The sequence below is a fragment of the Paenibacillus cymbidii genome (genome assembly GCF_004764705.1).
Taxonomy (GTDB): Bacteria; Bacillota; Bacilli; order Paenibacillales; family NBRC-103111; genus Paenibacillus_AN; species Paenibacillus_AN cymbidii.
Map to the genome: position 1 here is coordinate 1 of NZ_SHLX01000027.1, position 13,472 is coordinate 13,472.

The window sequence follows — 13,472 nt, forward strand, 5'->3', positions numbered from 1 at the left end:
CGTTGCGCCCGGCTTCGGCGTCGTGCCGCCCGCGCCCTGCGAGCCGCCCGGCGTAGCCGCTGCGCCGCCTCCGGGCGATCCGCCCGGCGCGACCGTGGCGCCGCTAGCGCCAGGCGACCCGCCTGGCGTGGCCGATGCGCCGGCTCCGGTCCCCGGCGATCCGCTTGGCTGGCCGCTCGGCGTTGCCGTTGCCCCGCTGCCGGCGCCCGGCGAACTGCCCGGCGACCCGCTCGGCTTCGGCGTGGTGCCGCCCGCCCCCGGCGAACCGCTTGGCGAGCCCGATGCGCCGGCCCCGGCTCCGGGCGACCCGCTCGGCGAACCGCTTGGCGAACCTTCCGGCGTCGGCGTCGTCGAAGGCTTCGGCGTTGCCGCCGGCGTCGGCGTAATGCCCAATTCGCGCAGCCGCTGCTGCTCGGCCAGAAATTCCGGATGCGACCGCGCCCCGCCGGCGTCGATCTTCTTGATATCTTCCCAGGGATTCACCACGACATAATCCTCCGGATGGTCAAACACGAGAAACGCCGACGGCAGCCGCCGCTCCCCGTATCTGCTGGACGGCTTCGTCATGAGCTGGCCGTTTACGACCAACTCCGAAGAAGCGCCGCCATCGAGAAACCCGGCGTTGATAACCCCTTCCGCCAGGAACAAGTCCTGCACTTCCTTCATCGTGGCGCCAATGCTGTAGCCGAATTGCCGGCCGTCGATGACGATGAAAATGACCGTTCCGTCGGCCTTCTGCCCCACCGCGGTGCGCGGCTGAATATCCGTCGGCACCGGCAGCGGCTTGCCGTCCAGAATGACGCGCGGGTAGAAGGACGCCGCTTCCTTCACCTTCATCTCCCGCAGCTCGCCCAGCGTATAGTTGCCGACGATGAGATAACCCGTATCCGTGAAGCCGACAATCGGCTGCTTGCCGGACTCCGCGCCGAACAAAATCTGCGTGTCGGACATCAGCATCCCGATCGGGGCGAAGCCGTTGCCCAAACCGTCGGGATCGTCGAAGCCGCCCGCATTGACGCCGGCGATCGCTCCCGTGCGTTTGACCATTTCCGTGATGCGTTCGCCGAGCTGGTGATTTTCGTCGATCGGCTTCTTCGGCACAACGAGCCGGATGCTGGTCGGATCGAACACGTACATCATTTTGCCTTTCCAGCGCGCTCCTTCGATATCTTTCACCTGAATCAGCTCTTCGGCGGTCCGATTTTTCCGTACGATCTGGATCAGGTTGAATTGCTGCGGTTGCTCGCCGTTTTCGGCCACAATTTCCTGAACGTGCTGCACCATCTCTTCCCGATGGCTTTTGCCGACGAACATCCAGGCCCATTCGCGGTGCTGCGTGGAAATGACCGTGCCCGCCAAAAACTCGCGCGCCTTTGCACCCGCCGGGGTGACAAACATATAACTGGAAACGCCGAAAGTGAGCAGGCTGATCGCCATCAGCAACCACTTGAACCAGCTCCACCCGGCAGGGTGAATGCCTGCCCTTGAAATAATACGATTCATATTCCCGTACGCTCTCCTCTGCGTGTCAATCGATGCTAACGTATATATATTCAACGCCGATTGTTATTTTCCTACTCGCGCAAGGGCAACGGGACCTATTCTTTGATTAAAATTTGCTGCCGACCGCGGTGCCGCAACCTTCCCAGGACGCCTCGCATACCCGGTCGCGCCCGCCCCGTTTTGCCGCATACAGCGCTTCGTCGGCCCGCAGCAGCACCTGGTGAAAGTCGTCCTCCGGCGTTCCTTTCCACTCGGCGATGCCGATGCTGACCGTGCAGCTGAGCGTATGCTCGCCGATCAGGAACGGCTGCTTGCGGATCGTGCCGAGCAGAAACTCGGCCGCTCTATGCGCCTGATCCCGGTTCGTATCCTGCAACAGCACCATAAATTCCTCGCCGCCGAACCGGCCGACGATATCCCGCGGCCGGAAGCTGGCGCGCAGCACGCGGGCCAGCTTCTGCAGCACCAGATCGCCCGTGTCGTGACCGTACGTATCGTTCACTTGCTTGAAATAGTCGACGTCCAGCAGCATGAGCGACATCGAGCCGCCGCCCCTCATCACCGCTTGCTCGAAGGCGGCGATCACGTACCGGCGGTTGTACAACCCGGTCAGGTCGTCCGAATCGGCAAGCCGGCGCGTTTCGTTCATTTGGGCGATGGCGATTTCCTTCTCCTTGCGGATCGAATGAATCCGGCCGGCGAGCCCCCACGACAAAATGACCGCCTCGCATACGGAGCCAACCTGAGAGGCATACACCAACCATGGCATCATCGGAATAAAGCCCGCATCGGTCATCGCCGACAAAATCGCGCCCAACAGAAACGCGCCCCAGCCAAGAATAAAATACCGCGCCGGCCGATTCCCGCTCCGCAAGCTGATGACAGCCGCTACGATGATGAACACGTCGATGACGCCGATCGAATAAACCGACAAGACCAGTCCCGTCCTATAGTCGGCCAACAGAACGAGCATATTGGCAAGCTCCACGGCGATCATCGCGACGAACAGGCGGTACAACGTCCCGAAACGCTGCTTCGTGATCCGCAGGAAGCTGCGCGCAAACAGCAGCGCGGCGATATGGCTCAAACACATGAAGAACACGATCGAACGATTGTTCCACCAGACCGCGTCCGGCCAAATGTATTGGTAGGCGATGCCGTTCAGCGACAGAAACAGCAGCAGCGTCGACGCGTTGATGAACACGTAATAGAAGTAAGCCCGCGAGCGCATCGAAAACGCCAGAATGATGTTGAATGCGGTCAAAACAAGCATCATCCCGTAGTAGGCGCCCATCAGCAAATAGGTGCTTTGTTCCCGCTCCGTATAAACGAGCGGCGCATACAGCTTCATCGGCAGCGCCATGGCGCCTTCCGTTTCCACGCGCAAGAACACGGTTTGCTGCTTCCCGGGTTCCAGTTGCAGCTGCATCGTGGGCGAACGATTGGAGATCGGCCGTTCGCCGAACGGCATGGAATCGCCCATTCGGGTGTGGGCAAACGAACCATCGCCCCCGGCAACGTAAAAGTCCAGCCGGTCGATCGGTGCGTAATCGGTTTGCAGCAGCCACATCGATTTGGCGGTATCGTTGCGAATGTCGAGGCGGATCCAGCGCACGGCGGCAGAGTAACCGTAATTGGGCGTCCGCTCGGGCCTATCGGTATACTGCAGCGCCGCGTCCGCGCCTGCCGCCTGCTCGATCGTCCACTTCCCGTCCGGATCGACGGCAACCGCCATATACGGGGCAAGGTCGTAAGCTGTCGAATCATTCTGCAGCACCAACACGCCGCCAGCCGCAGCCGCTCCGCCGCTCCCGCACAGCAGCGCCAATGCCACCAACAGCATGCCGAAAAACTGTCGTCTGCTCATCTGCCTCAGCCCCAATACGATGCGAAATACCTAGATATTCATTTTATCGGGTCCAAAGACCTATATTTTTGTTATCGGCACCACATTTCACATAAAAGGTTGCAGCGATGAGTTGCCGTCTGTTTGCGTGGTTTCCCCGGGGAGTCGTCTGCCGCAAAGGGGGTCGACATACAGCGCAAGCAAATGGCGTTTGATCGCCTCCATGCTGTAGCCGCGGCCTTGCCGCTGGTGGCTGTACAGAAACGGCGAAGCGGAAGCGATGATCCCGTCGGCGGCCAGCACCGCGTCAATCGCGGCGGCGCCGGGCAGCCGCCCCGCCTCCTCGAGCAGCGAGCGGAACAAGCCGTGGACGGTCACGTACAGCGAAGAGGCGAAGAACAGCTCCGATTCGCATTCCCGCGGACGCAGCTCGCCAATCCATGGCGTTTTGTCCTCGATGAAAGCAAGCCATTTGCCGATCGCCATGTCGAGCCGTTCCCGCACAGGCGTGTCGCGATGGCGATCCAAATAACGCGTCAACTCGTCGCACAAGACGCGGAAGCTTTCCTGGATGATGTCGAGGCATAAATCGCTTTTGCCGGCGTATCTTCGGTACAGCGTCCCTTGACCGACGCCGGCCGACCGGGCGATCTGGTACATACTGACACCTTCGACGCCGTGTTCGGCGAACAGCGATTTCGCCTTCTGCAGAATAATGCGGCGATGCTCGGCCGCATCCCGTCGTTCTTTTCGCTCCGCCATAGCCGGTGCCTCACTTTCGTAAGCGCGTCGTTCGCGCAAAATTCGCGAATATTGGCGCGCAATGTTTGTTGACAAACGGACAATTGTCCGCTAGAGTGTTAATGAAACGGACATTTGTCCGGTTATTATCCGTGGATAGCAGCAGAGGGTCCGTCTGGATCCATTGTACGGCCTGGATTCAGGTTCGGTCAATGGAACGGGCATGTCGGAACGGAAGCGCCCGCATCGCAGGCGGCGGCCTATGCCGCAAGCGTTGTTCGGACGGCCGTATCGGCCAAGAGATGACCCGGTTGTCCGGAAGCGGCACAATGGATAGGAGGACATCTTACATGTCAGCATCAACCGCTTCGCCTTCTCTCGGCGGGCAACCGAAGACGATCAAGGAAATCCTGGCGCCGCTGATTGCCATCATCATCGGCCTGTTCATGGTTATCCTCGACGGCACCGTCGTCAATGTCGCCATTCCGGGTCTTATGCAGGAGTTCGACTCCACGCTGTCTTACATTCAGTGGACGTTCACCGGCTACGCGCTCGCGCAGGCCGCCGTCATCCCGCTTGCGGGCTGGCTCTCCGACCGGTTCGGTCCGAAGAACATCTTCCTGATTTCGCTTGTCCTGTTTACGATCGGTTCGCTGCTCTGCGCCCTGGCCACCAGCGCCGACATGCTGATTGCGTTCCGCGTGCTGCAGGGCTTGGGCGGCGGCGTCATGATGCCGATCGCCATGGCGTTCACCTACCGGCTTGCCCCGCCGGATAAAGTCGGCGCCGTTATGGGGATGATGGGCATCCCGATTCTGTTCGCGCCGGCCATCGGTCCGGTGCTGGGCGGCTGGCTGATCGACAAAGTCAGTTGGCAATGGATCTTCCTGATCAACATCCCGATCGGCGTCATCGGCATGATCGTTGGCCTGATTACGCTGCCGAAGATCGGCCGCACGGCCGTCGCCACTCTCGACAAACTCGGCATGCTGCTTGGACCGCTGGCTTTCGCCGCGCTTTCTTACGGCGTCAGCGAAGGCGGCAACAGTTGGACATCGGAGCGCACGATCATCGGCCTTTCGGTCGGCGTCGTTGCATTGCTGCTGTTCATCGTCGCCGAGCTGCGCAAGAAAGAGCCGCTGCTCGAGCTGCGCGTCTTCCGTTCGTTTAACTTCAGCCGCGGCATCATCATCCAGTGGATTACGCAAAGCGCCTTGTTCGGCACCATGTTCCTGATTCCGATCTTCCTGCAGCAGGCGAAGCACGAAACGGCGCTCGACACCGGCCTGATTATGCTGCCGCAAGCGATTGCCGCGGCCATCTTCATGCCGATCGGCGGCAAGCTGTCCGACAAGTTCGGCGCCCGTCCGCTCGTTATGGTCGGCATGGCGATCGTCACCGCAGCCGCCTGGCTGCTGACCGGCATCGACGCCGCCAGCAAGTCGACGGAAATGCTGCTGCCCATCGGTATGCTGGGCGCCGGCATGGGCTTGTCGATGATGCCGCTGAACACGCATCTGATCCAGTCCGCGCCGGCCAATCTCGTCAGCCGCGTCACCGCGCTGACGAACGCCGCGCAGCAAGTTGTTTCGTCCATTGCCGTCGCCGGCTTGACGACGATTATGGCCAGCCGCGGCAAGCACTATTTCGCTACGGGCAAAACCGAGCAGTTGGAAATTTATTCGCTGTCCTTCAGCGATACGTTCTTCGTGCTGGTCGCCATCGCCGCGGCAGGCACCGTGCTTTCGGTGCTGCTGAGCAGGCCGAAGAAATCCGCCGCCGGCGAAGAAGCGCCGCCGGAAGCAAGAATGATGATGCACGGCTGACCGCCGCATCCGAAAAATAAGGAAGGCCGAGTCTATGCGGACTCGGCCGTTTTTTGTATATTGGGTTTATTCCTCGTCTCGGCTATGGATTGGTTTGCATGCCTGTCACACTGGCGTCGGGGCCGGTATCGCCCACGGTGCGGAAGGCCGAGATTTGCTCGTTCAGCAGCTTCTGGCCGTCCGGGTTCGGTTCCAGCGACTTTTTGCCGCTGACGGACGGGAGAATGTATTGATCGATATATTTGTCAGCGAAGAAACTATCGGTATTGTTCGCCGTGAAGACGATGACCATGTCGTATTTCGGTACGACGACGATGCGTTGACCGCCGGAGCCGACCGCCGAAAACATGTCGTATTTGGACGAATCTGCCGCGTTGACGCCGTCTTTTTCGTTGCGCAGCCACCAGAGGTAGCCGTATCCGCGTTTCGAGCCGTCCGTACGATCCTCGCCCACGTATTGTTTGGTCGAAGCCGCCACCCACTCTTTCGGCACGACGGTTTTGCCGTTCCACTTGCCGTTCTGCAAGTACAGCAGGCCGAACTTGGCCATATCGCGCGTGTTGAGGTGAAGCCCGAATGCGCCGTAAGGCGTTTGCGTCGGGTCCTTCTCCCAGCTGAAATCCTTGATGCCGAGCGGCTCGAACAGCTTGACCGCGGCATACTGCTCCTCGTCCATGCCGGTCGCGCGGCTAATCAGGCTGGACAACACTTGCGGCCCGCCGTTGGTGTACATGAATTTAGTGCCCGGGTCCGCATCCATCGGCCTCGTCAGCACATATTGCGTCCAATCGGGACTGGCGATCATTTCTTTGGACGACACTTCGCCTTCGTTCGACCAGGCGATGCCGGACGTCATCGTCAGCAGGCTCTTGACCGTAATCTGCTGTTTGCGCGCATCGTCGCCGGTCCACTCGGGAAAGGACGGGGCGATCGGCATGGCGACATCCTGCAGCTTGCCCTCGTTCAAGGCAATGCCGATGAGCGCCGACGTGACGCTCTTCGTCACGGACAACACATTCTGCGTCGTATCGGCCGCCGTGTCTTTGTTGTACGCCTCGAGCACGATATGGCCGTTGCGCGCGACAAGCACGCTATGCACATTGTCCGCCTTCATCGCGTCCAACATGCCGGCCAACGTCTCGGAGCGCATGCCTTCCTGCTCCGGGGTCGTGACCTGCCAGCTTGCCGTTGGCCAGTCCAACGCTTTTTTCGCCGCGAACGTGCGGCTGATGTACAAGCTGGCGCCGCCGATCGCCACGGCCGCCACAAGCGCATACATCCCGATATAACGCACGCGCCGGCGCTTGTACACGGCAACAGCACTCTTTTTCTTCCTATCCATCCGGTTTCATCCACCCGTTACTTATTCTATATCTCTGCCTTCCATCATAGTGGCTGGTCCTTAACCGGAACTTAAGTCTAAATTAGAAAGGGATTAGAGTTTCATTAGAATGGCCGCTGGAAGCAACCGGCTGTTCGCGGGTATGCTATACAAGGAAGATAGATGCCGTAACCGCCGATTCAATCGGTCTCGTTTCCGTTTAATCGACAGTAGACTTCATGCGCGAAGGGAGATGAACCGATGCCGATCCGACCTTCATTAGGCCCGTGGCGCGGGCGGCGGCTGCCGGCCGTATTCGCCCTGGCGGCGGCAATCGCCCTCGTCGTGTGGTTCGCGCAGGAACGCGGCGAACGGCACACGATCACGGGGACGGCAGCCGATTCGGCGCTCGAGCTGTCGCTCGATTCGGGCGATTACGTGCGCGACGCAAAAACAGTTCTGGCCGCAGCAGCAGACGCGGACGCCCGGTTGTCGCTGCGCATCGACGGCAAAGAAGCGGACCTGCTGCCCGTCATGCGGCAGCCGGCGGTGCTGTCGTTCGAAGCCGACGGCCTCGAGGCCGGGGACGGCTACCAGGACAGCGTGTGGGTCAACGGCAAGCTGGCGGCGATCCTGGACCGCAATTTGGTCGGCTTCGCCAAAGCCGCGGTAGTCATTCCGGCCGAAATGCTGCAGTCCGGGGCCAATACCGTGGCGCTGCGCGCCGGCAATCTCACGTCGCCCGACAGCGAAGCGGGCAATCACGACGATTGGCGCTTCCGCGCGCTTACGTTTACGCTGGCGGACGGGACCGTGCTGGAGGACCCCGATTACCGGACGGCGGCCGTTTATACCGTCGGCGACGAGCCGAACGCGCTGCAGCGCCAATGGACGTTCGTCATCAAGGACGATAAATACCGGACATCTTATTACAAATGGGATACCCGAAGCGTCGCCGACGGCAGCCACGCCATCGAACTGAGCGCGTCGATGAACGACCAACGGTTCGAGAAGCGGATCACCGTGCAGGTCGACAATACGCCGCCGAAGATTGGCATCGTTTCGCCCGTGGACGGCAGAACCTACAAGAACCGGGTTGCCCTGAACGCCGAGGCCAGCGACGCCGGCTCGGGCAGCACGCCGGTTGTGGCCAAGCTGGACGGCACCGTGCTGCAGCTTCCCGTTACGCTGGAAACGTCCGGACTGGCGAAAGGCACGCACCGGCTGGAAGTGATCGCCGCGGATAAAGCCGGCAACGAAACGACGGCAACCGTCGGCTTCCGGGTCAACGACGAAATTCCCGACCCGCCGTCACTGTCGTCCCCCGCCGACCGCGCCGTCGTTGCATCAGCCGCGGCGACGCTTCGCGTGGCCGTGCGCGATCCGGCGGACAGCGAGCTCGACGTCGCCTTCTACAAAGCCGCCCGCTACGATCTTGGCGGGGCCGGGCAGGCGCGCGCCTACGCCGGCGCCGCCGACCGCGAGCCGCCCGCCCTCCGCGAGCCCGATGGGGAGACGCCGTTCTCGCCCGCGGATCGGGCGCTTGTCGCCGCGCCGGACGGCAAGTATTTGACGAACGATGCCAAGGAGAAATTCCCTTACCACCGCTTCTCCTTCGAGGCGGGAAATGCGCCGCCGGCCGATCTGGAAGCGGTCTGGACCGGCCATTCGCTGCCCGGTCGGCTCGTGACGCTGTACGCCTGGAACAACACGAAAGCCGCCTGGGAGGAACTTGCCTCCGGTCAAGGGGCCGAAGATTTTACGCTGCGCGGCCGGATCAAACAAGCCGACATGGTGCAGGACGGCAAGGTCGACCTGCTCGTGCAGGACCGGATCCCGGCCGCTGACGAATACGATTACGCGTTCGTCTGGATGAGCGACACCCAGTACTATGCCGAATCGTTTCCTGCCGTCTACGACACGATGACCGCCTGGGTCGCCGGCCACTGGAAGGACAACAAATTTCGCTATCTGATCCATACCGGCGACATCGTCAACAACTGGAACAGCAAAACCGAGTGGGAACGCGCCTCTTCCAGCATGAAAATACTCGACGACGCCCATATTCCGTACGGCGTTGTCACCGGCAATCACGATGTCGCCTTCGATGCCGGGAACTACGAGATGTTCTGGAAATATTTTGGCCGCGACCGGTTTGCGGCGCAGCCGACGTTCGGCGGCGACCTGAACAACTACCGCGACCATTACGATCTCGTCTCCGCCGCCGGCAACGATTTTGTCATCGTTTATCTCGGCTGGCTGATCGACGACAAGTCGTTCGCCTGGGCGAATGCCGTGCTGCGGCAATATGCCGATCGCAACGCCATCATCGCCACGCACGAGTATCTGAAGCCGAACCATGCTTACTTCGGGCAAGGCCAGGCCATTTGGGACCGCTTGGTAACGCCCAATCCGAACGTGTTTCTCGTGCTCGGCGGCCATAATCCCGGCACGGCCTATAATGTCAAATCGATCGGCGACCGCACCGTATTGGAGATGCTCAGCGACTACCAGAACGGACCGCAAGGCGGGGAAGGCTTCATGAGGCTGCTGAAATTCGATGTGCAGCACGGCAAGCTGTACGTCAACAGCTATTCGCCGCTGCTGCAGAAGTGGAATTTTTTCAAGAAGGAAGAAGACGAGTTCGAACTGCCGCTGAAGCTGCAGCCGATCGACAAACGGGTAGCGACCGACTATATCGCCGTCAACGCGCGCACGACGGAGCCGATCGGAAGCGCGCAGCGCACGCCGAGCGGCGGTACGGCAAGCGTCGCGTACGCCGGGCTGCAGCAGGGAACGACGTACGGCTGGTACGCCGTCGTCAAGGACCCGTACGGCGGGCAAAACAAGTCGGACGTATGGACGTTCCGCCGGGAGTAAGGTCCCGGCTGTCTTAAAACAGCACCCGGACGAAGCTTTTCAGCGACGTCCACAAGCCGGTTTTGGCCGGGACGGAAGCCGCCGCCTGCTCCTCCGCCTTGAGCTTGAACGCGCCCGCCTGCTCGGCGGCCTGCACCGCCGAGGTGGCGCCGAGCCGGATGATCGACGGCATGCTGGCCCGCTCCCGCTCTTTGGCCGCCAGCGCGGCAAGCCGTTCTTTCGCCGCTGCGGACGGCTCCGGCTGCGCCCAGCCGAGATCCGCGTAGCTGAGGAAATCCGTGTATACCCCATGGACGCCCATCGCCATATACGCGTTTACATCCGCCACCTCGTTGACGGCGTGCACATAAGCGACGGCTCCTTTGCGCCTCAACGCCTTCATGAAGGGGGCGGTGGCGCGCTCGACCGGCATGGCGACGACGCGGATGCCGTGCGAGCCGACATATTGGACGACCTCATCCGGCGTCATGCTCGACAAATAGATTGAAAAGATCACGTTCGGAAACGGCACGATCGCTTTCACCGTCTCCATCATTTCCGGCGAATAAATTTCCGGGATGACCCGGTCGACAATCGTTGGATCGACCCGCTCGATCGTGTCGCGGATCAGCGTAAACTGCCTGGCGACAAGCTGCGGGTCCTCCTCCTTGGTATCCGTGATGATGTAGGCGTCGGGATACTCCACCAGCAGCCGGGCCACGTCGTCGAACGAAATCGGCGTGTATTGCTTCAAAATTTTGCGGCCGAGAAATTCGGCCATGGTTGGCGCCTGGTCTTGTTCGCTCGCGGGAACGTCGAGCTCGAACCGCTCGTCCAAATAGCTCATCCAGTCGTGCCGACCCGCCAGCAGACCGTCCGCTGTCAGCGACAGATCGACCTCGAAGACTCGCTGTCCTTTGTCGTAGTTCGTCTCGAACGCCTCCAGGCTGTTCGTCAGTTCGACGCCGTCGAGCCCGCCCAAGCCATGGGCGATCAACGGGTAACGCGTCCATTCCGGCGCTCCCGTCGGCGTCGTTGCGCCAAACGCAAGGTGCGGCATCGTCGGCATAAGCAAAAGAAAGGCAAGCAGCGCAAGCGCCACGCGGGTTTTGGTCGGTTTCACTTTCGATCGCTCTCCTTCCTGACACCTCATCATCTGGGCGCGAGAGGAAATAATTCCTCTTTTTCGGCGCCTCCCTTTTATTTACCCCGATAATAGGAAAAAAAACTGAAGCGGAAATTAGAGCCCCGTTAGAGTTTCATTAGAGTGTGCCAAATGTTCCGACATTACCCGGGAAATGATCGGACAAGCTTCGCCGGCTTTTGCGACAATTCGTATCACCCAAACAGCATTCGACAAACAAGGGCCATTTCAGTGGGTACGCCGAGCGTCCGCCGCTTTTGACTTTCGCCCTTCCGCGAAGGCATAATGATGCTACCGGACAAATCCGGTTGGAGGGGAGCCGCATGACGCGTACCGGACCGTTTGTCTTCTTTACTATCCTGCTGTTTGCCAAAAGCTGCCTTGCTTGGCTCGTCGTCTTCGGCGACGTTTCCTGGATGCCGCTGGCGACGGAATTGCCGTTCATCTGGCTCGTCTTCTGCCTGATCGAGCTGTTCGCCGCGAGGCGCAAGCTGCTCTACTACGCGCTCGCGAATTTGCTGCTGACGCTGCTCTTTTTTTCGGTCATCATGTATTACAAATATTACGGCGTCATCGCCACCTACCACGCCCTGCAGCAGGTCAACCAGGTGACGGCGGTCAGCAACAGCGTATTTTCGCTGATGGATCCGCAGTATTTGTTCCTCTTTCTCGATGTCATCGTGTTGCTCGCGCTGCTGCTGCGCAAGGGCCGGTTCAGCGCCGCATGGCGATACGTGTCGCTGCGGCGGGAACGCCGGGGCATCGCCGCAATGCTGCTGATCGTTTCGTTCGCGCTGTGCCTGATCAACATTTTGCCGAACCGGGCCAGCATGAGCGAACGCAAACAAGCGGCGGAGATGGGCATTCTGAGCTACGAGGCGTACAGCCTGTTCGCGCGCAGCGAACCCGAGCCGGTCGCGCCGCAGGACATCACCCAGGCGAGCGTCGACGAGTTGAAAGGAATACGCGCTCCCGAGCAGCCGCTGCTGGCAGGAGCCGCAGCCGGCAAAAACATTATCGTCATCCAGCTGGAATCGTTCCAGAACTTCCTGATCGGCCTTAAGATCGATGGACAGGAAGTGACGCCGAACATGAACCGGCTGGCGGCGGAGCATTTCTACTTCCCGCGCTTCTACCAGCAAGTCGGACAAGGCAACACGTCGGACGCCGAATTCGTCGTCAACACGTCGCTGTATATTCCGCCGAAAGGCGCGGCGACGATGTCGTACGTGGACAAGGCGCTGCCGAGCTTGCCGAAGCTGCTGCGGGCGGAAGGCTACCGGACGGCGACCTTCCATACGAACGTCGTCGAGTTCTGGAACCGCGGCGAGCTGTACGAGGCGCTCGGGTTCGAACGGTATTACGACAAGTCGTTCTTCGGAACGGAGGACGAAGTGTTCTTCGGAGCGTCGGACGAGGTGCTGTACGCCAAAACGGCGGCAGAGCTGGCGTCATTCCGCGCCGGCGGCGAGCGGTTCTACGCGCAGGTCGTTTCGATGACGGCGCATCATCCGTTTACGATTCCGCAGGAGAAGCAGCGTTTGCAGCTGCCGGAGCGGTACGAAGGCACGTTCGTCGGCGACTACATCCGCGCGCAGCATTACGCCGATGAAGCGCTCGGAGCGTTTATCGACGAATTGAAACGCAGCGGCGTGTGGGACGACAGCCTCGTCGTTCTCTACGGCGATCATCTCGGCTTGCCGGTTTACTCGCTCGACCGCGACGACAAGGAATTGCTGGCGGAAATTTACGGGCACAAATACGGTTATCCGGAAATGATCAACGTGCCGCTGCTCATCGCTTCTCCCGGCGTCACTTATCCGGCGCGGTTCGAGCAGGTCGGCGGCCAGGTCGACGTGCTGCCGACGATCGCCAATTTGGCCGGCGTGCCGCTGGACGGCCAGCTTCATTTTGGCCACGACCTGCTGAACCAAACGACGAACGTGCTGCCGCAGCGGTATTATTTGCCTTCGGGTTCGCTGCTGGACGAAGACACGCTGTTCATCCCCGGCAGCGGATATGAGGACGGCGAGTACTACCCGCTGACCGGAGGCGGAGGCGGCACCGGCAACGGCGGCGTTTCGCAGACGCAGTACGAGGCGGCCCTGCGGCTGCTGCAGCTGGCGGACAACTACGTGCTGCAATTGCCGGATCGGGAATCGTAACGTTCGACACACGAAGGGCAGCACACGAACGGGAGCTTTTCCCGTCGTTGCCGCCCTTCTCTTTTTT

General features: G+C 60.8%; 8 protein-coding genes. 3 read left to right on the top strand and 5 right to left on the bottom strand.

The window, feature by feature from the left end; all coding sequences use genetic code 11:
- The 3 genes from EXY20_RS40345 to EXY20_RS28610 all read right to left on the bottom strand — a co-directional run.
- Nucleotides 1–1,503 (bottom strand): phosphodiester glycosidase family protein (locus EXY20_RS40345; RefSeq protein ID WP_135555647.1); only part of this gene is annotated, 1,503 nt, incomplete at its 3' end.
- A gap of 106 nt (nucleotides 1,504–1,609) precedes the next feature.
- On the bottom strand, nucleotides 1,610–3,370 hold the full coding sequence (locus EXY20_RS28605) for a sensor domain-containing diguanylate cyclase (RefSeq protein ID WP_135555649.1): 1,761 nt from the start codon (nucleotides 3,368–3,370) through the stop codon (nucleotides 1,610–1,612).
- A gap of 87 nt (nucleotides 3,371–3,457) precedes the next feature.
- A complete protein-coding gene (locus EXY20_RS28610; protein ID WP_135555650.1) occupies nucleotides 3,458–4,111 on the bottom strand; it encodes a TetR/AcrR family transcriptional regulator in 654 nt (217 codons plus the stop codon).
- Nucleotides 4,112–4,440: 329 nt separating this feature from the next.
- Between EXY20_RS28610 and EXY20_RS28615 the strand changes: the two genes are divergently transcribed.
- Nucleotides 4,441–5,916: a DHA2 family efflux MFS transporter permease subunit gene (locus EXY20_RS28615; RefSeq protein ID WP_135555652.1), complete on the top strand. Its 1,476-nt coding sequence runs from the start codon at nucleotides 4,441–4,443 to the stop codon at nucleotides 5,914–5,916.
- Nucleotides 5,917–5,998: 82 nt separating this feature from the next.
- Here the strand turns inward: EXY20_RS28615 and EXY20_RS28620 are convergent, their stop codons facing one another.
- Nucleotides 5,999–7,258, bottom strand: coding sequence for a serine hydrolase domain-containing protein (locus EXY20_RS28620; protein WP_135555654.1), 1,260 nt, complete (start codon nucleotides 7,256–7,258; stop codon nucleotides 5,999–6,001).
- Nucleotides 7,259–7,498: 240 nt separating this feature from the next.
- Here EXY20_RS28620 and EXY20_RS28625 point away from each other — a divergent pair, with 240 nt between their 5' ends.
- The gene (locus tag EXY20_RS28625; RefSeq protein WP_135555656.1) at nucleotides 7,499–10,117 is read left to right on the top strand and encodes a metallophosphoesterase; all 2,619 of its coding nucleotides are present in this window, start codon (nucleotides 7,499–7,501) and stop codon (nucleotides 10,115–10,117) included.
- 13 nt (nucleotides 10,118–10,130) lie between these two features.
- Here the strand turns inward: EXY20_RS28625 and EXY20_RS28630 are convergent, their stop codons facing one another.
- Nucleotides 10,131–11,219, bottom strand: coding sequence for a phosphatidylinositol-specific phospholipase C/glycerophosphodiester phosphodiesterase family protein (locus EXY20_RS28630; protein ID WP_167859592.1), 1,089 nt, complete (start codon nucleotides 11,217–11,219; stop codon nucleotides 10,131–10,133).
- Nucleotides 11,220–11,563: 344 nt separating this feature from the next.
- On the opposite strand from EXY20_RS28630, the gene EXY20_RS28635 reads away from it, so the two are divergent.
- Nucleotides 11,564–13,405 (top strand): LTA synthase family protein, encoded by a 1,842-nt coding sequence (locus EXY20_RS28635; protein WP_135555660.1) that lies wholly within the window; start codon nucleotides 11,564–11,566, stop codon nucleotides 13,403–13,405.
- Nucleotides 13,406–13,472 lie beyond the last annotated feature (67 nt).